Genomic DNA, 19,885 nt, shown 5'->3' on the forward strand with positions numbered 1-19,885 from the left:
AAACGGCAAGTCCAGACGGAAAGAGCATCGTGCGCGGCGCAGAGATCCGGGGAGAGATCAAGGCCCTGACGGGACTCCGCATCGTCGCCGCCGTGTGGGTGGTGCTGTTTCACTTCCGGCCCATGGTGAGCGACATTTCGCCGGACTTCCGCGACGCGCTCGCGCCGGTGCTCAACTGCGGGGCCCAGGGCGTCGACCTCTTCTTCATCCTCAGCGGGTTCGTCCTGACCTGGAACTACCTCGACCGGATGGGCCGCTCGTGGTCGACGCGCGCCACCCTGCACTTCCTGTGGCTGCGGCTGGCCCGGGTGTGGCCGGTGTACCTGGTCACCCTGCACCTGGCCGCGGTATGGGTGATCTTCACCCTGCACGTCGGTCACGTGCCGTCGCCCGACGCCGGCCAGCTCACCGCGATCAGCTATGTGCGCCAGATCCTGTTGGTCCAGCTGTGGTTCGTGCCGTTCTTCGACGACTCGAGCTGGGACGGCCCGGCCTGGTCGATCAGCGCGGAGTGGCTGGCCTACCTGCTCTTCGGGTTCCTGGTGCTGGTGATCCTGCGGATGAAGCAGGCGACGAGGGCGCGCAGCCTGATGGCGCTGGCATTCGCGGCCTCGTTGCCGCCGGTGGTGATGCTGCTGGCCAGCGGCCACTTCTACACCCCGTGGAGCTGGCTGCCGCGCATCGTCACGCAGTTCACCGCCGGCGCCCTGGCCTGCGCCGCCGTGCGCAGGCTGCGGTTGACCGAGCGCGGTCGCCGCGTCGCCGGGTACGCCTCCCTGCTGCTCCTGGCAGCCATGGTGGGCGTCCTGTACTGGTTCCACGCGCACCCGATCTCCGGGATCGTGGAGAACGACAGCGGCGGGGTGGTCGACGTGCTGTTCGTGCCGCTGGTGATCACCCTGGCCATCGGCGTGGGCAGCCTGCCCAGGGTGCTGTCGACGCGGGTCATGGTCTACGGCGGCCAGATCTCCTTCTGCCTGTACATGGTTCACGAGCTGGTGCACACGTCGTGGGGATGGGCGGTGCTTCAGTTCAACCTCACGCCATGGCAGCAGGACAACCCGTGGAAATGGAACATCATCGGGCTGCTCGCGATCGCCGTCGGCCTGTCGGCGCTGATGTACCACTTCGTCGAGGAGCCCGCGCGCCGGTGGATGCGCAGGATGGTCGACGTCAGGCCCGCCGACGAGAAGGCCGCGGCCGCCGAGCCGGCGGGCACCAAGCTGCACCCGATCGACGGTGGGCTGGAAGCGGTTTCGGCCCGCGCGGTGTGACGTTCGCCTCGCCGCGCGACCCGTGCGATGCGCCTGATCCGTCGAATACCATGGCCGGAGCGGCCGGCCGCGATTCAGCGGGTTGACGTCGAGTCCGCGTCGTTTCCCGTACGATTCCGTTGATTTCGGTGCGGCGCATGACGATGCATGGGGGAGGTTGCAGTGAGTCGCCTGGTCACGGCCATTGCCGGCCTCGCCCTGGTGCTGAATGTCGTCTCAGGGGCGCCCGCGCGCCCGGTGCGGGCCTACCGACCGCTGACGCTGGATTCGCGCGTCAACCACCTCGCGGTGGTCGGCGACTCGTACACCACCGGCACCGACGAGGGCGGCCTCGGGCCGAGGTCGTGGACCGCGCTGACCTGGCACGCGCTGGCGCAGCGGGGCGTGCGCGTCGCCGCGGACGTGGCGGCCGAGGGCAGGGCGGGCTACGTGGTGCCCGGCGACCACGGCAGCATCTTCGAGGACCTGACCGCCAGGGCGGTCAAGCCCGGCGACGCGCTGGTGGTGTTCTTCGGATCGCGCAACGACGAGGGCGCGGATCCCGCGTTGGTCGCCGACAAGGCCCGCGACGCCTTCGCCTTGGCGCGCCGGTTCGCGCCGTCCGCCAGGTTGCTGGTGATCGGCCCGCCGTGGCCGACCGCCGACGTGCCCGAGTCGATCCTGCAGATCCGCGACGTGCTCAACGCGGCCGCCCGGGCCGCGGGAGCGGCGTTCGTGGATCCGATCGGAGACCACTGGTTCGTCGACCGGCCGGATCTGATCGGCCCGGACGGCGTGCACCCCAACGACGCGGGGCATCAGTATCTCGCGGACAACATCGCGCCGCTCATCAGCATGCAGCTGTCCCGGTGATCGGCGAAAGCCCCAGCCCCGCAAGGGTTTAGCGAAATACGCTGCGGGGACTAGTCTTCCGCGTGTCGTTCGTAGTCCCACCGTTCCAGGCGCGCCTGCAACTGCATCAGGCCGATGCCGGCGACCGGCGCGATGGCCGCAATGCAGACCAGCAGCAGCGAAGTCATCTCACAACCTCCCAAAACCCTTCAGCAATAAGACGTTCGTTCGCACGGAGAAGTTCAACAAGGGTCACCCGCCCGCCAGCGCGCGGTCGGCCAGCGCGCCCATCACGGGCGCCAGCAGTTGCGCGTACTCGGTCGTCACGTGGTTGTCGTCGCGGAAAATCAGGGTGTTGCCCACGATCGGCGGGCAGCGGTCGGGCGTGCAGAACAGGTCCGCCAGGTCGGCGTACTGCCCGCCGGCGCCGGTGGTCACCGCCCGCTCGGCACCGATGCCGTCGCCGTCGAGCGCGGCCTGCCGCGCCGGCACGCACGCGGTGGCGTCGTCGAGATGGGCCGACAAGCAGGCGGGCACGGGCCCGTGCGGGTCCGGCGCCGGGCCGAGGACCAGGACGGTCGCACCGGTGCTCCGCAGCTGCGCCACGGCGCGGCCCAGCGTGTCGATCCACGCCGGGTCGTAGGACTTGAAACCGAAGTCCGCGCCGTAGCGCCGGCTCATGTCGAGCACCACCAGGCGCGGGTGCTCGGCCCTGAGCCGGTCGGAGACCTGGGCGCGCCACTGTTCGCACTCGGTGTACTCGCGACCCAGGTACGGGCTGCGGATGGGCAGTTCCTGCAGCGGGCACGTCACCTTGGCCAGCGTCTCCAGCCGCCAGTGGTGCTGCTCGGCGGCCCGCCGGAGCGCCGGCTCCCACATGGCGGCGTGCGAGTCGCCGACCAGGGTCACCGTCGTCGGCGAAGCGGTATCGCCCGTCGCGCACTCGCTTTCACCGACCTCGCGCCAGGAGCGCACGCACCCGTTGACGAACACGGGCGCCTTGTCGGCCGGCGCCTGCGCGAGCGGCGGGTCCAGGTTGGACGGGACGGCGCGCAGGCCGGCCGACGCCGCGACCGCGTCGCGCACCTGCGCGAAGGCCTGCCGAACGGTCGCCTCCTGGGGGCTGACGGCGGGGACGTTGGCCGGGGGGAGCACTGCGATGTTCGCCTTGGGTGCCGCGACCCCGTGGCCCGCGGGCACCGGCGTCATCGTCAGCAACACCACGCACGCGCAGGCCGCCGCCGCGGTGGCCGCCGCGGCCGCCGCCAGGCTGGCCCGCACCGACCGGCGCAGCGCGGCCGCGAACCGGCCGGGGTTTTCGACCAGATGCAACGTGAGCACGGCGAGCCCGCCGGACACCGCGGTGGCGGTCACCCTGGCCGGCAGCCCCGCGGGCTCGCCCAGCAGCTGCGGCATCAGCAGCAGCACCGGCCAGTGCCAGAGGTACCACGAGTAGGACACCCGCCCGATCGCCCGCATCTCCGGCCGGCACAGCACGCGGCCGACGCCCAGGCCGCCGGTGACGCACCCACCACCGATCACCAGCGCCGTGCCCAGCACGGGCAGCAGCGCCGCGGTGCCGGGGTACGGGGTGCCGGGGCCCAGCTGGGTGCAGGTCAGCGCGATCAGCGCCAGGCCGCCCCACCCGACGATCGTCGCGGGCAGCAGGGGCAGCCTGCGCCAGTGCCGGATCGACAGGGCCACCAGGCCGCCGGCCGCCAGCTCCCAGGCCCGGGTGGGCAGCGAGAAGAACGCCCAGGACGGCGACGTGCGGGTCCACCCGATAGCCGCCGCGAGCGACGCCGCCGCCACCACGGCCAGCACCACCGCGTAGGGCGCGGCGCCCGCGCCGGCGCCGCGGCGCACCCTGCCGGCAAGCCACGCCGTGCCGATGATCAGCAGCGGCCACGCCAGGTAGAACTGTTCCTCGACACCCAGCGACCAGTAGTGCTGGAACGGCGATGGGATATCGGCGGACAGGTAGTCGGTGCCGCGCGTGGCGAACCGGTAATTGCCCACGTACAGCGCGCTGGCGATGCCGTCCACGAAGACGCTGCGCGCCTGCAGCGGCGGCAGGACGGCGGCCGCCACGACGGCGGTGGTGACGCCGACGGTGGCCGCGGCCGGCAGCAGGCGCCGGGCCCGTGCGCCGTAGAAGCGGCCCAGCGCAACGGTATTGGTGGCGGCGGCCTCGCGCCAGAGCAGCCCGGTGATGAGGAAGCCGGAGATGACGAAGAAGACGTCCACACCGATGTAGCCGCCGCCGAGTCCGGGTATGCCCGCGTGGTAGAGCACGACCGCGATGACCGCGACGGCGCGCAGCCCCTCGATGTCCGGGCGAAAACCGTTCCGGGAAGTCCGCCGCTCCACTCGACGTGGGCCGCTGGCGGTGTCTTCCTGCCGGACTGTCATGTGCGTGGGCTAGGTCGCCATCCAGGCCAGCTCGCCCGGCAATTGCGTTCGCCAGTAGCCGATGTCGTGTCCGCCGAGGGAGAAGCCGCCCGCCGGGGGCGTCTTCAGCTGGCCGACGAATTGTCTTGTGGCGAAATAGAACCGGTCGAAGGTGCCGCAGTCCACGCGCAGCGGAATCGAATTCAGCGCCGGCACGCCCACCACGGTGTTCTGCACCCAGTCGTCGTAGCTGTCGAAGGCGCCCGGCTCGCTGCCCGTGAACGAGGTGTACAACGCCGGGCTGATGGCGCAGATGCCGGCCGTGCGCGACGGGCCCAGCCTGGCGCCCAGATGCAGCGCGCCGTAGCCGCCCATCGACCACCCCAAAAAGCCCACCCGGGAGGTGTCGAAACCCATCGAGGACAGCATCGGCAACAGCTCCTCGAGCACCATCGCGCCGGGGTCCTCGCCCGAGGCTCTGCGGTGCCAATAGCTGTTGGCGCCGCCGTCGACGCCCACCACCGCGAACGGCGGCTTGCCCTCCCTGACCAATTGGGCCAGCGCCTTCTCGACACCGCAGTCGAGCATCATGTTGGCGTCGCCGTCCTTGCCGTGCAGCGCGATGACCGGACGCAGGGCGCCGGCTTCGGCCTTCTGCCCGGGCGGCAGGGCGATCACCCAGTTGGTCTTGATCCCCCCGCGCGCCGCCGAGACGAACGAGCCGGTCAACCGGTTCGGCAGGGTGCTGCCGGCCGCCGACGGCTCGAACGGGGCGGGGGCCAGCGGCGCGGGCGCCGCGTGCGGCTCGAGCGGATCCAGCAGCGCGCTCAACACCCACGCGCCAGCGGCCGCCGCGCTGGCACCGGCGCCCATACGCAGTACCGCGCGGCGGTTCAGGTCAGGCACAGGCGTCATAATGCCGCGCCGACACGGCGTTTTCGGCCAAGCCACGCCGTTTTGGAAGCATTGTGTGATCTCGTGTGATCTGTCGGTCGCGAAGAGGTGACCTTCGAAGCGCCGGACCCCTGTTATTGACGCGCCGTTCACGCAATGGGCACCTGGAGCCGGTAGGCCTTCGCGGCATGGTGGTGCAGCGCTTCGCCGTCCTGGCGGTCCCCGTCGCGGTGCTCGGTCTGGTCGCCGCGTGCGCGCACCGGCCCGGCCCGGCCGCGGAACCCGCGACCGCCACGCCGATCCGCCACCTGGTCGTCGTATACCAGGAGAACGTGTCGTTCGATCACTACTTCGGCACCTATCCCCGCGCCGCGGGCGTCGACGGCCAGCCGTTCACCGCCAGAGCGGGCACCCCGGGGGTGGACGGCCTCACGCCAGAGTTGTTGACGCACAACCCCAACGCGGTCCAGCCGATGCGCCTGGGCGGTCCGGGTCAGCAGGTCACCTGCGACCAGGACCACGCCTACCAGGCCGAGCAGGCGGCGTTCAACGGCGGCGCGATGGACCGCTTCGTCGAGCACACCGAGGGCGAGCCGTGCCCGCCGCCGGCCTTCAGCACCCCCGGGCTGGTGATGGGCTACTACGACGGCAACACGGTCACCGCGCTGTGGAACTACGCGCAGCGCTATTCGATGAGCGACAACTTCTACAACACCACCTTCGGCCCTTCCTCACCCGGCCACATCAACCTCGTCTCGGGCCAAACCCACGGCGTGACAGCCACATTCATGCCCGGGGGCCAGCCGTTCCCGCCGCACAACGTGATCGCCGACACCGGCAACGGGCAGGGGACCCTCATCGACGACTCGCAACCCCTCGGTGACGACTGCTCCTCCCGCGACCAGGTGCGGTTCGGCCCGGGCAACAAGAACGTCGGCGACCTGCTCAACGCGAAGGGCGTCACCTGGGGCTGGTTCCAGGGCGGCTTCAGGCCCACCGGCCGCGGAACGAACGGCGCGGCGCTGTGCGGGGCGACGCACAACATCGGCGCGGCCGTCGGCGGCACCGGCACGGGCGGCGCGCTGCCGTTCGGCACCAAACCGGATTACGTCCCGCATCACGAGCCGTTCCAGTACTACTCGTCCACCGCCAACCCGCACCATCTGCCGCCGAGTGCGGTCGACAAGATCGGTCGCGCGGATCAGGCCAACCACCAATACGACCTGTCGGACTTCTGGGCCGCCGCCGACGGCGGCCGCCTGCCGTCGGTGAGCTTCCTGAAGCCCCCGGCGTACCAGAACGGGCACGCCGGTTACTCCGATCCGCTCGACGAGCAGCAGTTCCTCGTCGAGACGGTCAACCATCTGCAGCGGCTGCCGGTATGGCGGGACATGGCGATCGTCATCACCTACGACGACTCCGACGGCTGGTACGATCACAAGCCCTCGCCGATCGTGTCGTCGTCGGCGACGACCGAGGATGCCCTGAACGGCCCGGGCCGCTGCGGTGATCCGGCCACCGCGCCCGCCGCCTACCAGGGCCGGTGCGGGTACGGTCCGCGATTGCCGCTGCTGGTGTTATCCCCTTATGCCAGAGCAAATTTCGTCGATCACACGCTCGCCGACCAAACCTCGATCCTGCGGTTCATCGAGGACAACTGGAGCACGGGCCGCATCGGCGACCACTCCTTCGACGAGCGCGCCGGCGCGCTCACCGGGATGTTCGATTTCGGCGGTCCGGCCCAACCGACGCTGACCCTCGACCCGCACACCGGCAACCCGCGCTAGCTTCGCCGGGATTCGATCTCCGCGGTTTCAACCCTCGCGCGGCGCACGGATGTCCCGGAGGATGCCAGAGATCGAAGGGGAGAGGATGAGCCTGGCGTTTCATTGGTTTTTGCCGACGTATGGGGATTCGCGCAACCTGGTCGCGGGCGGGCACGGCACGGCGATGCACGGCGACCGGCCCGCGAGTCTGCGCTACCTGCACCAGATCTGCGCGGCCGCCGAAGACAACGGCTTCGAGGCGGTGCTCACGCCGACCGGCCTGTGGTGTGAGGACGCGTGGTTGACCACGGCGATGCTGATCGAGGGGACCCGGACGCTGAAGTTCCTCGTCGCGTTCCGGCCCGGGCTGCTCAGTCCCACCCTCGCCGCGCAGATGGCCGGGACCTTCCAGCGCCACTCGAACGGGCGGCTGCTGCTCAACGTCGTCACCGGCGGCGAGCCGCACGAGCAACGCGCCTACGGGGATTTCCTGGACAAGGAGGCGCGCTACGCCCGCACCGCCGAGTTCCTGCATGTGGTGCGGCAGCTGTGGACGTCGCGGGAGCCGGTGACCTTCGCCGGGGACCACATCCGCATCGAGGGCGCGCAGCTGAACAACCCGCCCGACCCGACGCCCGCGGTGTTCTTCGGCGGTTCGTCGGCGGCCGCCGGGCCGGTCGCGGCCGCCTACTCCGACGTCTACCTCACCTGGGGTGAGCCGCCGGCGGCCGTCGCCGAGAAGCTCGACTGGGTTCGCGGGCAGGCCGTCGATGCGGGGCGGATCCTGCAGTACGGCTTGCGGATTCACGTGATCAGCCGCGACACCTCCGAGCAGGCCTGGGCCGAAGCCGACCGGCTGCTCGCGGCCGTCGACCCGGCCGACGTCGAGCGAGTGCAGGCCAGCCTGGCGCGCAGCGAATCGGAGGGTCAGCGCCGCATGCTGAACCTGCACGGCGGCGACAGCGGCCGGCTCCTGGTCGGCCGCAACCTGTGGGCCGGGGTCGGCCTGGTGCGCGGCGGTGCGGGCACCGCGCTGGTCGGGTCGCACGCCGAGGTGGCCGAACGGCTGGTCGAGTATTCGCGGCTGGGCATCAGCCACTTCATCCTGTCGGGCTATCCGCACCTGGAGGAGGCCTACTGGTTCGGTGAGGGCGTGCTGCCGCTGCTCGAGCGAAAAGGGTTGTGGCGCCACCCCAACCGGCAGACCCAACCGGCGCCGTCGACGCCGTTCGCGGTCGCCTCGGCGCACTAGCCACGGCGCTGATCCGCGACCGCGACATGCACCTCTGAGCCCCGCCCGCTGCGCACGTCCCGGGCCATCGAGACTGCGCTCAGACCGCATTTTCCGCAGCTTTCACGCACTGTGCGCAGGCTCGAAGCGCCCTTACTTCAATCTCGCTTCGAATGGACGATTGCGTCCCTTGCTCGCCCGGACTACGGTGATGAATTAGTGAACGATGACGTCTACAAGCTGGAGGCGAGGGACCATGACGGTTGACGCGAGCGAGTCCGGATTCGAGCCGTTGTACGGCGAGGCGGAACACACCGACGGCTTGATCCCTTGGGATATCGGCGGTCCGCAGCCGGTGGTCCAGCAGTTGGTGGCCTACGGGGCGATCCGCGGCGAGGTGCTCGACCCTGGGACCGGGCCCGGTTACCACGCCATTCACTATGCGTCCCGCGGCTATTCGGCCACCGGCATCGACGGCTCGCCCACCGCCATCGAGCGGGCCAGGCGCAACGCCGAGCGGGCCGGGGTGCGCGTTGATTTCCAGGTGGCCGACGCCACCAAGCTCGACGGCTTCGACGGCCGCTTCGACACCGTGGTGGACAGCGCCTTCTACCACGTGTTCCTCGACGACGAGGCGACCCAGACCCGATACGCGCAGGCGCTGCACCGCGCCACCAAGCCCGGCGCGCGGCTGTTCATGTTCGAGTTCAGCCCGCACAACGTCAACGGCCTGCAGTGGCAGGGCATCCCCGCCGACAACTTCGAGCGAGTGCTGGGCGCGAGCGGATGGCGCCTGGACTACCTCGGCGGCACCACCTACCTGGCCCGCTTCGGCCCCGAGACGTTCGAAGCCATGGGCAGGATCATGGCCGAGCGGCAGGGCGACGCCGTCGAGAAGATGCAGCCGCTCAAGCGCCAGATGGACATCCTGAGCCCACTGCTGCACGACGGACTGGTGCACTTGCCGGTCTGGTCCGTGGTGGCCACCCGCGAGGACTGAGGCCCCGTCGTCCGCGCGCCGGGGTGGTGCCCGCGCGGGCGATGTGCTGTGGTTAACCATGGCCGGCACAACGCAACTGCGGCAAGGGCTGTCGCAGCGGCAGCTCAGCATGATCGCGCTCGGCGGGGTGATCGGCGCCGGCTTGTTCGTCGGCTCCGGCGTGGTGATCAAGGACACCGGGCCGGCCGCGTTCCTGACGTACGCGCTGTGCGGCCTGCTGATCGTCCTGGTGATGCGGATGCTGGGCGAGATGGCGGCCGCCAACCCGTCGACGGGGTCGTTCGCCGATTACGCGGCGCGGGCCCTGGGCGGCTGGGCGGGCTTTTCGGTGGCCTGGCTCTATTGGTATTTCTGGGTGATCGTGGTCGGGTTCGAGGCGGTCGCCGGCGGAAAGGTCCTGGGCTACTGGTTCCACGCGCCGTTGTGGCTGCTGTCGCTGTGCCTGATGTCGTTGATGACCGCGACGAACCTGTTCTCGGTGTCGTCCTTCGGCGAATTCGAATTCTGGTTCGCCGGAATCAAAGTCGCGACCATCGTCGGGTTTCTCGTCGTCGGCTCGCTCGTCGCGCTGGGCCTGCTGCCGGGCCATCACCTGGACTTCTCCAACCTCACGTCGCACGGCGGATTCTTCCCGAAGGGCGTCGGGGCGGTTTTCGCGGCCATCGTCGTGGTGATCTTCTCCATGGTCGGCGCCGAGATCGTCACCGTCGCCGCCGCCGAGAGCCGCGATCCCGAGCTCGCCGTGCAGCGGGGGACGCGATCGGTGGTGGCGCGCATCGGCGTCTTCTTCGTGGGTTCGGTGTTCCTGCTCGTGGTGCTCCTGCCGTGGAATTCGGTGGAGCCGGGCTCCTCGCCGTATGTGGCAGCGCTCAAACACATCGGCCTGCGCGGGGCGGATCAGGTGATGAACGCGGTGGTGCTCACCGCGGTGTTGTCCTGCCTGAACTCGGGCCTGTACACGGCCTCGCGCATGCTCTTCGTGCTCGCCGACCGGCGCGAGGCGCCGGCCCGGCTGATCACGCTCAGCCGGCGCGGCGTCCCCTATCTGGCCATCCTGGTCTCGTCGGCGATCGGCTTCGGTTGCGTCGTCATGGCGTGGCTGGCGCCCGGCACGGTGTTCCTGTTCCTGCTCAACTCGTCGGGCGCCATCATCCTGTTCGTCTACTGGTTGATCGCGCTGTCGCAGATCATCCTGCGCAGGCGCACACCCGCGGACAAGCTGCGGGTCAAGATGTGGTTCTTCCCGGCGCTGTCGATCCTCACCCTGGCCGCGATCACCGCCGTGCTCGTGCAGATGGCGTTCGATCGTTCCGCGCGCAGCCAGTTATGGCTGTCCCTGCTGTCCTGGGCCGTGGTGGGGGGGCTGTACTTCCTCGCCCGGACCCGCGGCCGGATCCGCGTCGGACGCGAAATCGCCTCGGGCGAATGAACTCTCAGCCCGCCGATGCCGGGTGGCCGATGCCCCTGGAGACGAGCAGCCCGGTAGGGCTCGCGACTGCGGCGCCCACCCCACCGATGTAGGCCTTGGCCATATCGCGGGCTGACACGTCGGAGGCTTGCCCCAGTGAGGCCAGCCATGCCACGGCGTCATCGCGTTCGGCGTTGTCGAACACCCGCGCCGGGCATGGCATCCACGCGCCGATGTCGCGCGCCGGTGCGCGGACCCAGCCGATGTCGCTCACCACGGCGCAGCCGTCGAGGATTGGCAAGTAGCCCAACCCAACTCGGGCGTCGGCCCACAGCGCCCCGGCCGTGATGCGCTGGAAGGCCGGGCCGAACTGGTAGAGCAGCCGCATCCGGCTTCCGCTCCGTCGCGCCCGATCGACCAGCGGTGCAAACACCCGTCCGTAGTCCGCCGCCGTCACCGTCCCGACGGCCTCCAGGGCTTGAATTCCGGGCGGCATGCCCGAAAGTTCCTTCAGCACAACGACCTCCTCTCGGACGCCGACCCGCCTCCAGATCCTACTTCCCAGTGCAACTGTTGCCTAGTGCTATGATAGCGACAGCTTCATTCACCGGAGGTCTGCACGCATGAAGATCGCCATTGTCGGTGCCGGCATCGCCGGCCCCACGCTTGCGTACTGGCTGCGGCGCTACGGCCACGAGCCGACGCTGATCGAGAAGGCGCCGCGGCTCCGCACGGGCGGCGCAACCGGCGTAATGTCGCGTCATGGCCGTTTCGCCTGGTGATGAGGCCGCCGAGCGCGCCCGGGAGTTGCAGCGGCGGGGCGCGGAGCTGGCCGCCCGCAAGGCCGTCACCGAGGACGACGTCAAGCTCGCCGCCGAGCGCGCCGAGCGCGCCCACGAGCGCGACCGGGAGGCGCATCGACGCGACCTGCAGCGCCATTACGAGGCGGGTGCCGCCCACGAACGCGCCGCCGAAATCCAGGAACTCGCGGTCGAGGAAGGCCTCGGCGACGTCGCCGCGCACCAACGCGCCGCGGAACGGGAGCGTGAAGCCGCCAGGCGCGAGCTGCGGGCCGCCCAGGAATCGGACCGGCAAGACGCCTGACCCCCGCGTCTGCTACACCCTGTAGTTGAACGATTTGCGGAGGCTGGGACACTGGTCGGCATGGGTAGCAGTGACCAGGCGACCGCACCCGCCCCGGCCGCGACCGGGGTCACCGCGGCGTCGGCGAGGTTGTTCGAGGCCGCCTGCGCGGTGATTCCGGGCGGGGTGAACTCCCCGGTGCGGGCGTTCACGGCTGTGGGCGGGACCCCGCGCTTCATCACCGAGGCGCGCGGGTGCTGGCTCACCGACGCCGACGGCAACCGCTACGTCGACCTGGTCTGCTCCTGGGGGCCGATGATCCTCGGCCACGCACATCCCGCCGTCGTCGACGCCGTCGCCAAGGCCGCCGCCTCCGGCCTGTCGTTCGGGGCGCCGACGCCGGCCGAGAGCGAGCTCGCCGCCGAGATCATCGGGCGGGTCGCCCCGGTCGAGCGGATCCGGCTGGTGAATTCCGGCACCGAGGCCACCATGAGCGCCGTCCGGTTGGCCCGCGGGTTCACCGGCAGGGCCAAGATCGTCAAGTTCGCGGGCTGCTACCACGGCCACGCCGACGCGTTGCTCGCCGACGCGGGCTCCGGCGTTGCGACGCTGGGCCTGCCGTCCTCGCCCGGCGTGACCGGCGCGGCCGCGGCGGACACGATCGTGTTGCCCTACAACGACATCGAGGCCGTGCGCCAGACTTTCGGAAACTTCGGCGACCAGATCGCCGCGGTGATCACCGAGGCCAGCCCCGGCAACATGGGAGTGGTGCCGCCCGCACCCGGCTACAACGCGGCGCTGCGCGCGGTCACCGCCGAACACGGCGCGCTGCTGATCGTCGACGAGGTGATGACCGGCTTCCGCGTCAGCCGAAGTGGTTGGTACGGAATCGATCCCGTCGCAGCCGACCTGTTCACCTTCGGCAAGGTGATGAGCGGCGGGTTGCCGGCCGCCGCGTTCGGCGGGCGGGCCGAGGTGATGGAGCGGCTGGCGCCGCTGGGGCCGGTGTATCAGGCCGGCACGCTGTCGGGTAACCCGGTCGCCATGGCCGCCGGGCTGGCCACGCTGCGCGCCGCCGACGACGCCGCCTACGCCGCGCTGGACGCCAACGCCGACCGCCTGGCCGGGCTGATATCGGAGGCGCTCACGAAAGCCGGTGTGCCACATCAGGTTCCGCAGGCCGGCAACATGCTCAGCGTGTTCTTCTCCGAAACGCCGGTGGCCGACTTCGCGTCGGCGCGCGCGACCCAGACGTGGCGTTACCCACCCTTCTTCCACGCCCTGCTGGATGCGGGCGTCTACCCGCCGTGCAGCGCATTCGAGGCGTGGTTCGTCTCGACCGCCCTGGACGACGACGCGTTCGACCGGGTCGCCGGGGCGCTGCCCGACGCCGCCCGCCGGGCCGCCGAGGAGGACAAGCCCTGATGGCCGACGAAACCCGCGTCCACGTAGTGCGCCACGGCGAGGTGCACAACCCGAGCGGCGTCCTGTACGGGCGGCTGCCCGGGTTCCACCTGTCCGACAAGGGCAGGGCCCAGGCCGACGCCGTCGCCGAGGCGCTGGCCGGCCGCGACATCGTCGCCGTCATCGCCTCCCCGCTGCAGCGCGCCCAGGAGACCGCCGCGCCCATCGCCGCCAAGCACGACCTGGCCGTGGACACCGACCCCGACCTGATCGAGTCGGCCAACTTCTTCGAGGGCCGCCGTGTCGGCCCCGGCGACGGCGCGTGGCGCGACCCGCGGTTCTGGTGGCGGCTGCGCGACCCCTTCACGCCGTCGTGGGGTGAGCCCTACACCGAGATCGCGAACCGGATGACGACCGCCGTGGACAAGGCGCGCGCCCGCGGCACGGGCCAGGAGGTGGTGTGCGTCAGCCACCAGCTGCCGGTGTGGACGCTGCGGCTGCACCTGAGCGGCAAGCGGCTCTGGCACGACCCGCGGCGGCGCGAATGCGGGCTGTGCTCGATCACCACGCTCATCTACGACGGCGACCGGCTGGTCGACATCGAGTACTTCCAACCGGCGGCGCCTTGACCGGGTGGCGACTGGCGCTGACGGGGGTCGTGCTGACGACCCTCGTCGCCGGCTGTTCGTCCGGCCACGACGCGGTGGCCCAGGGCGGCACCTTCGAATTCGTCTCGCCCGGCGGCAAGACCGACATCTACTACAACCCGCCGTCCAGCCGCGGCCGGCCCGGTCCGCTGTCCGGACCGGACCTGGCCGACCCCGCGCACACCCGGTCGCTGGACGATTTCGCCGGCCAGGTCGTCGTCGTCAACATCTGGGGGCAGTGGTGCGGACCGTGCCGCGCCGAGGTCGGCCAGCTGCAGCAGGTCTACGACGCCACCCGCGGGGCCGGGGTGTCCTTTCTGGGCATCGACGTCAGGGACAACAACCGCCAGGCGGCCCTGGACTTCGTCGACGACCACCACGTGACCTACCCGTCGCTCTACGATCCGGCGATGCGCACCCTGATCGCGTTCGGTGGCAAGTACCCCACCACCGTCATCCCGTCCACGCTGGTGCTGGACCGGCAGCACCGGGTCGCCGCGGTCTTCCTGCGCGAGCTGCTGGCCCAGGACCTGCAGCCCGTCGTGCAGCGGGTGGCGCAAGAATCGTGACCGGCTTCGCGCAGATCGCCGCCGCCGGGCCGCTGCTGGTGGCGCTGGGGGTGTGCCTGCTGGCGGGGCTGGTGTCGTTCGCCTCGCCGTGCGTGGTGCCGCTGGTGCCGGGCTACCTGTCCTATCTGGCCGCGGTCGTCGGGGTGGACGAGCAGCCGCCCCCCGGGGCACTGAAGGCCCCGCCGGCCGCCCGGTGGCGGGTCGCAGGGTCGGCGGCGTTGTTCGTCGCCGGGTTCACCACGGTGTTCGTGCTCGGCACCGTCGCGGTGCTCGGCATGACCACCACGCTGATCACCAACCAGCTGGCGCTGCAGCGGGCCGGGGGAGTGCTGACCATCGTGATGGGGCTGGTGTTCGTGGGCCTGATCCCGGCGCTGCAGCGGCAGGCGCGGTTCAGCCCGCGACAGCTGACGACGGTCGCGGGGGCGCCGCTGCTCGGCGCGGTGTTCGCGCTCGGGTGGACGCCGTGCCTGGGGCCGACGCTGACCGGGGTGATCACCGTGGCCTCGGCCACCGACGGTGCGAATGTCGCGCGCGGCGTCGCGCTGGTGATCGCCTACTGCCTGGGGCTGGGCATCCCGTTCGTGCTGCTGGCGTTCGGCTCGGCGGGTGCGGTGGGGGCCCTGGGCTGGCTGCGGCGGCACACCCGGGCCATCCAGATCTTCGGCGGCGCACTGCTGATCGCGGTCGGCGTGCTGCTGGTCACCGGGGTGTGGAACGATTTCATCTCCTGGCTGCGCGACGCGTTCGTATCCGACGTGAGGCTCCCGATTTGATGGCGCGAGCAGACGCAAAAGCACCCCAAAGTGGCCCATTTTGGGGGCTTTTGCGTCTGCTCGCTGCGAAAAGCCGCAACACCTGGCGCGCGCTGACCTCGATGGGCACCGCGCTGGTGTTGCTGTTCCTGCTCGCGCTCGGCGCGATACCCGGGGCGCTGCTGCCGCAGCGCAGCCTCAACGCCGGCAAGGTCGACGACTACCTCAAGGCCCATCGTGTGATCGGACCCTGGCTGAACCGGCTGCAGGCGTTCGACGTGTTCTCCAGCTTCTGGTTCACCGCGGTCTACGTGCTGCTGTTCGTCTCGCTGGTCGGCTGCCTGACCCCGCGGATGATCGAGCACGCGCGCAGCCTGCGCGCCACCCCGGTGCCCGCCCCGCGCAACCTGTCCCGGCTGCCCAAGCACGCGAGTGCGGAGGTCGCCGGTGACGCCGCGGACCTGAACGCCCTGGCCAACACGGTCGCCGGCCGGCTGCGCGGCTGGCGCACGGCCATCCGGCATGAAGGCGAAGTCGTCGAGGTCTCGGCGGAGAAGGGCTACCTGCGCGAGTTCGGCAACATCGTCTTCCACTTCTCGCTGCTGGGCCTGCTGGTCGCCGTGGCGGTCGGCAAGCTCTTCGGCTACGAGGGCAACGTGATCGTCATCGCCGACGGCGGCCCCGGCTTCTGCTCGGCGTCGCCGGCCGCGTTCGACTCGTTCCGCGCCGGCAACACCGTCGACGGCACGTCACTGCGCCCGATCTGCATCCGGGTCAACGACTTCCAGGCCCACTACCTGCCGTCCGGGCAGGCCACCTCGTTCGCCGCCGACGTCGACTACCAGGCCGGCCAGGATCTCGCCGCGAACACCTGGCGGCACTACCTGCTGGAGGTCAACCACCCGCTGCGGGTCGGCGGCGACCGGGTGTACCTGCAGGGCCACGGCTACGCGCCGACGTTCACCGTGATCTTCCCGGACGGGCAGACGCGCACGTCGACCGTGCAGTGGCGGCCCGACAACCCGCAGACCCTGCTCAGCTCGGGCGTGGCGCGCATCGACCCGCCCGCCGGCAGCTATCCCAACGCCGCCGATCGCCGCCGGCACGAGATCGCCATCCAGGGCCTGCTGGCGCCCACCGAGCAGCTCGACGGGTCGCTGTTGTCGTCGCGCTTTCCCGCCCTGAACGCCCCCGCGGTGGCCGTCGACATCTACCGCGGCGACACCGGCCTGGACACCGGCCGGCCCCAGTCCCTGTTCGCGCTCGATCCCCGGCTGATCGAGCAGGGCCGGCTGACCAAGGAGAAGAGGGTCAACCTGCGCGCCGGCCAGCAGGTGCGGCTCGACCAGGGTCCGGCCGCCGGCACCGTCGTCCGCTTCGACGGCGCCGTGCCGTTCGTCAACCTGCAGGTCTCCCACGACCCGGGCCAGACCTGGGTGCTCGTCTTCGCCGTCACGATGATGGCCGGGCTGCTGGTGTCGCTGCTGGTGCGCCGCCGCCGGGTGTGGGTCAGGCTCACGGCGGCGGGCGGCGGGGCGGCCGGTACGGTGAACGTCGAACTGGGCGGGCTGGCGCGCACCGACAACTCCGGGTGGGGCGACGAGTTCGAGCGGCTGACCGAGCGGCTGGCGGAAGGACTGGGCGACCCCGGCCTGCCCACGCCCGCCGCGTCCAAAAGGAGTTCTCAGGTGGACGTCACATGAACACCCTGCACGTCGACATCGGGCTGGCGCGTGCCTCGGACTGGGCGTTCACCTCGGCGGTGGTGGCGCTGGTGGTGGCCATGTTGCTGCTGGCCTTCGAGTTGGCCTACGTGGGGAGCCGCCGCGTGGACCGGCGCGTCCCGGCCGGCGCGGTCGCCGCCGACAGCGCCCTCCCCGGCATCGTGGAGGACGGCGACCAGCGGCCGTTCGACGAGCGCGTCGGGCGGGCCGGGCTGGCCGTGGTCTACCTGGGCATCGGGCTGCTGGCGGCCTGCATCGTGCTGCGCGGCTTGGCGACCCTGCGGGTGCCGTGGGGCAACATGTACGAGTTCATCAACCTGACCTGCTTCTGCGGCCTGGTCGCCGGCGCGGTCGTGCTGCGCCGGCCGCAATACCGCCCCCTGTGGGTGTTCCTGCTGGTGCCAGTGCTGGTCCTGCTGACGGTTTCCGGGCGCTGGCTCTACACCAACGCCGCGCCGGTGATGCCCGCGCTGCAGTCCTACTGGCTGCCCATCCACGTGTCGGTGGTCAGCCTGGGCTCCGGTGTGTTCATGGTCGCCGGCATCGCCAGCATCCTGTTCCTGCTGCGCACGTCGCGGCTTTCCGAAAGCGACGCCGACGGCGCGCTGGCCAGGATGGTGCGGCGCCTGCCGGACGCGCAGACCCTGGACCGCGTCGCCTACCGGACCACCATCTTCGCCTTCCCCGTGTTCGGTTTCGGTGTCATCTTCGGCGCGATCTGGGCCGAGGAGGCCTGGGGCCGGTACTGGGGCTGGGATCCCAAGGAGACGGTTTCGTTTGTCGCGTGGGTGGTATACGCGGCCTATCTGCATGCCAGGTCGACCGCGGGATGGCGGGACAGGAAGGCGGCGTGGATCAACGTCGTGGGTTTCGTGGCCATGGTCTTCAACTTGTTCTTCGTTAACCTGGTCACCGTGGGCCTGCATTCGTATGCGGGCGTGGGATGACAGTGAGCAACCGACCTAAGTAATCGCAACAAGGGGGAGCGCAGGTGTCCGACCATCCAACGACGGGCGTCGGGCCGCCCGAGCCGCAGACCACAGGGCTGCCTCCTGCCCGGCAATCCGGCGAACCGCCGGCGGACTCGGGCGACGCGCCGACCCGCGCCTTCGCCGGATTCCGCACCGAGCGCCGGGTCCCCCCGGTCGAGCGGCGGGAGGCGGCACCGTCGACGGCGGCAGGACCCGCGCCCGCGCGCGGCCCGATGCCGCCCTGGGACTCCACCCCGGTCACGGGCATCCCGCGCGTCGACCCGACCGCCTACGGCGCCTACTACAACGGCCCCGCCGAGGCGCCGCCTGCGGAAGCCCAGGCGCCCCCGTACCGGCCCGAGCACCTGCCGCACACGCCCTACCCGGAGCTGTCCACCGGCATGCTGTTGCGGCCGGTCAAGCCCCCGCCGTCGGAGGGTTGGCGCCGGCTGGTCTACGACCTGTCCGGCCACCTGATCAACCTGGGCGAGAGCCCCCGCGCCCTGCGCCACAACAACCTGGTGGCCCAGGTCAACCGGCCCCTGCGGGGCTGCTACCGGATCGCCCTGCTGTCGCTGAAGGGCGGCGTCGGCAAGACCACGATCACCGCGACGCTGGGGGCGACCTTCGCGTCCATCCGCGGCGACCGGGTGGTGGCCGTCGACGCCAACCCCGACCGCGGCACCCTGAGCCAGAAGATCCCGTTGGAGACGGCGGCGACGGTGCGGCAGCTGCTGCACGACGCCGGGAGCATCGAGCGCTACAGCGACGTGCGCCGCTACACCTCGAAGGGCCCGAGCGGGCTGGAGGTGCTGGCGTCCGATACCGACCCGGCCGTCTCCGAGGCGTTCGGGGCCGACGACTACACCCGCGTCCTGGACATCCTGGAGCGGTTCTACGGCCTGGTGCTCACCGACTGCGGCCCCGGGCTGCTGCACTCGGTGATGTCGTCGGTGCTGGAGAAGGCCGACGTGTTGTTGGTGGTCGCCTCGGGGTCCATCGACGGCGCGCGCAGCGCCTCGGCGACGCTGGACTGGCTGGACGCACACGGGCACCAGGAGTTGGTCCGCAACTCGATCGCGGTCATCAACGGCGTGCGCCCGCGCACCGGCAAGGTCGACATGAACAAGGTGATCGATCACTTCTCGCGCCGCTGCCGCGCCGTGCGCCTGATCCCGTTCGACCCGCACCTGGAAGAGGGCGCCGAGATCGAGCTGGATCGATTGCGGCGCGGGACGCGCGAGGCGCTCACCGAGTTGGCGGCCGTCGTGGCCGATGGGTTCCCCGGCGATCAGCGCAACCCGGGTGTCGCCTAGAGGGGCCTAGAGCGGTTTGTCCCCGTGACCTAGCCGCCGCAGGAAGTCCGGATCGTCGTCGGGTCCGATGACGCGCGTCTTGGGCCGATGGGCCTGTGACCGCGCCGCGCGCCAGCCAACGTAGATCAGCGTCCCCAGAATCACGACGAGCAGCAGGTAGAGCACTCAACACCTCCTCCGAGCGAATATACCTGCACCGTAGGCTCGAGCTGTGTCAGAAGGTCCTGGGGACAACAGCACTGGAGAGCCCGCGCGCCGCCGCGTGCTCGTCGACGTCTTGCTCTACGCGGCGGCGCGGCTGGTGCTGTTGGCCGCGCTCGGCGCGGCGATCTACGGCGTCGCGCGACTGCTGGGGGTCACGCAGTTCCCGCTCGTGGTGGCCGTGTTGTTCGCCCTGATCCTCGCGATGCCCTTGGGCATCTGGCTGTTCGCGCCGCTGCGCCGGCGCGCCACCGCCGGGCTGGCCATCGCCGGGGAACGGCGGCGCCGGGAACGCGAACAGCTGCAGGCCCGGCTGCGCGGGGAGGCCGCACCGGACCGGCAGGAGCCCGAGGAGCCCGACGAGTAGCTTTTGCGCCGAGTGTGCGTTCACGGCGTTGAGTGTGAGCCCGGGGCGACGAC

Annotated in this window: 19 protein-coding genes and 1 pseudogene; 16 read left to right on the forward strand and 4 right to left on the reverse strand. The window is 70.8% G+C overall.

The annotated features are described in order from the left end of the window. Positions 1–29 precede the first annotated feature (29 nt). Together A5705_RS17375 and A5705_RS17380 are read left to right on the forward strand one after the other, a co-directional pair. A complete protein-coding gene (locus A5705_RS17375; RefSeq protein WP_068278918.1) occupies positions 30–1,274 on the forward strand; it encodes an acyltransferase in 1,245 nt (414 codons plus the stop codon). Between the two features lie 162 nt (positions 1,275–1,436). Then, complete coding sequence (locus tag A5705_RS17380) at positions 1,437–2,126, forward strand: GDSL lipase (protein WP_068278786.1); 690 nt, start codon at positions 1,437–1,439, stop codon at positions 2,124–2,126. Between the two features lie 231 nt (positions 2,127–2,357). Here the strand turns inward: A5705_RS17380 and A5705_RS17385 are convergent, their stop codons facing one another. Continuing rightward, the gene (locus tag A5705_RS17385) at positions 2,358–4,517 is read right to left on the reverse strand and encodes an acyltransferase family protein (protein ID WP_068278788.1); all 2,160 of its coding nucleotides are present in this window, start codon (positions 4,515–4,517) and stop codon (positions 2,358–2,360) included. Between the two features lie 9 nt (positions 4,518–4,526). Beyond that, positions 4,527–5,411, reverse strand: coding sequence for an alpha/beta hydrolase family protein (locus tag A5705_RS17390; RefSeq protein WP_068278790.1), 885 nt, complete (start codon positions 5,409–5,411; stop codon positions 4,527–4,529). Between the two features lie 167 nt (positions 5,412–5,578). Here A5705_RS17390 and A5705_RS17395 point away from each other — a divergent pair, with 167 nt between their 5' ends. The 4 genes from A5705_RS17395 to A5705_RS17410 all read left to right on the forward strand — a co-directional run bounded on the left by A5705_RS17395 (position 5,579) and on the right by A5705_RS17410 (position 10,816). Next, positions 5,579–7,177, forward strand: a complete 1,599-nt coding sequence (locus A5705_RS17395; RefSeq protein ID WP_068278792.1) for a phospholipase C — start codon at positions 5,579–5,581, stop codon at positions 7,175–7,177. Positions 7,178–7,262: 85 nt separating this feature from the next. Continuing rightward, complete coding sequence (locus tag A5705_RS17400) at positions 7,263–8,408, forward strand: LLM class flavin-dependent oxidoreductase (RefSeq protein ID WP_068278794.1); 1,146 nt, start codon at positions 7,263–7,265, stop codon at positions 8,406–8,408. Between the two features lie 235 nt (positions 8,409–8,643). Further along, positions 8,644–9,387 carry a class I SAM-dependent methyltransferase gene (locus tag A5705_RS17405; protein WP_067881450.1) on the forward strand — a complete coding sequence of 248 codons (744 nt, stop codon included), beginning with the start codon at positions 8,644–8,646 and terminating at the stop codon, positions 9,385–9,387. Positions 9,388–9,445: 58 nt separating this feature from the next. Further along, entirely contained in the window at positions 9,446–10,816 is a 1,371-nt protein-coding gene (locus A5705_RS17410; protein WP_068278924.1) for an amino acid permease, read from the forward strand. Between the two features lie 4 nt (positions 10,817–10,820). Here the strand turns inward: A5705_RS17410 and A5705_RS17415 are convergent, their stop codons facing one another. Beyond that, on the reverse strand, positions 10,821–11,312 hold the full coding sequence (locus A5705_RS17415; RefSeq protein WP_067881453.1) for an STAS/SEC14 domain-containing protein: 492 nt from the start codon (positions 11,310–11,312) through the stop codon (positions 10,821–10,823). An 82-nt stretch (positions 11,313–11,394) separates the two neighbouring features. On the opposite strand from A5705_RS17415, the pseudogene A5705_RS27330 reads away from it, so the two are divergent. The 9 genes and pseudogenes from A5705_RS27330 to A5705_RS17455 all read left to right on the forward strand — a co-directional run. Beyond that, a pseudogene (locus tag A5705_RS27330) lies at positions 11,395–11,577 on the forward strand (FAD-dependent oxidoreductase); the annotation flags it as partial. Next, positions 11,558–11,899 carry a hypothetical protein gene (locus tag A5705_RS17420; protein ID WP_067881457.1) on the forward strand — a complete coding sequence of 114 codons (342 nt, stop codon included), beginning with the start codon at positions 11,558–11,560 and terminating at the stop codon, positions 11,897–11,899. The pseudogene A5705_RS27330 and the gene A5705_RS17420, both read left to right, overlap by 20 nt. 60 nt (positions 11,900–11,959) lie before the next feature. Next, positions 11,960–13,303: a glutamate-1-semialdehyde 2,1-aminomutase gene (gene hemL, locus A5705_RS17425; protein ID WP_067881460.1), complete on the forward strand. Its 1,344-nt coding sequence runs from the start codon at positions 11,960–11,962 to the stop codon at positions 13,301–13,303. Next, positions 13,303–13,911 carry a histidine phosphatase family protein gene (locus A5705_RS17430; protein ID WP_068278796.1) on the forward strand — a complete coding sequence of 203 codons (609 nt, stop codon included), beginning with the start codon at positions 13,303–13,305 and terminating at the stop codon, positions 13,909–13,911. The genes hemL and A5705_RS17430 overlap by 1 nt, the downstream gene beginning before the upstream one ends. 17 nt (positions 13,912–13,928) lie before the next feature. After that, positions 13,929–14,498, forward strand: coding sequence for a TlpA disulfide reductase family protein (locus A5705_RS17435; RefSeq protein WP_067881564.1), 570 nt, complete (start codon positions 13,929–13,931; stop codon positions 14,496–14,498). Continuing rightward, positions 14,495–15,274, forward strand: a complete 780-nt coding sequence (locus tag A5705_RS17440) for a cytochrome c biogenesis CcdA family protein (protein WP_067881466.1) — start codon at positions 14,495–14,497, stop codon at positions 15,272–15,274. The genes A5705_RS17435 and A5705_RS17440 overlap by 4 nt, the downstream gene beginning before the upstream one ends. A gap of 101 nt (positions 15,275–15,375) precedes the next feature. After that, the gene (locus tag A5705_RS17445) at positions 15,376–16,956 is read left to right on the forward strand and encodes a cytochrome c biogenesis protein ResB (RefSeq protein WP_067881561.1); all 1,581 of its coding nucleotides are present in this window, start codon (positions 15,376–15,378) and stop codon (positions 16,954–16,956) included. After that, positions 16,953–17,924 carry a c-type cytochrome biogenesis protein CcsB gene (gene ccsB / locus A5705_RS17450; RefSeq protein WP_067881470.1) on the forward strand — a complete coding sequence of 324 codons (972 nt, stop codon included), beginning with the start codon at positions 16,953–16,955 and terminating at the stop codon, positions 17,922–17,924. Before A5705_RS17445 ends, ccsB begins: the two co-directional genes overlap by 4 nt. Before the next feature lie 44 nt (positions 17,925–17,968). Continuing rightward, on the forward strand, positions 17,969–19,264 hold the full coding sequence (locus tag A5705_RS17455; RefSeq protein WP_067881473.1) for a MinD/ParA family protein: 1,296 nt from the start codon (positions 17,969–17,971) through the stop codon (positions 19,262–19,264). A 6-nt stretch (positions 19,265–19,270) separates the two neighbouring features. Here A5705_RS17455 and A5705_RS27865 read toward each other — a convergent pair whose 3' ends face one another. Beyond that, a complete protein-coding gene (locus A5705_RS27865) occupies positions 19,271–19,429 on the reverse strand; it encodes a hypothetical protein (RefSeq protein ID WP_156738452.1) in 159 nt (52 codons plus the stop codon). Positions 19,430–19,475: 46 nt separating this feature from the next. Here A5705_RS27865 and A5705_RS17460 point away from each other — a divergent pair, with 46 nt between their 5' ends. Further along, on the forward strand, positions 19,476–19,832 hold the full coding sequence (locus A5705_RS17460) for a DUF4229 domain-containing protein (RefSeq protein WP_068278798.1): 357 nt from the start codon (positions 19,476–19,478) through the stop codon (positions 19,830–19,832). Positions 19,833–19,885: the final 53 nt, after the last annotated feature.

Origin of the sequence: Mycobacterium sp. E787 (assembly GCF_001668725.1) — a bacterium.
Classification (GTDB): domain Bacteria; phylum Actinomycetota; class Actinomycetes; order Mycobacteriales; family Mycobacteriaceae; genus Mycobacterium.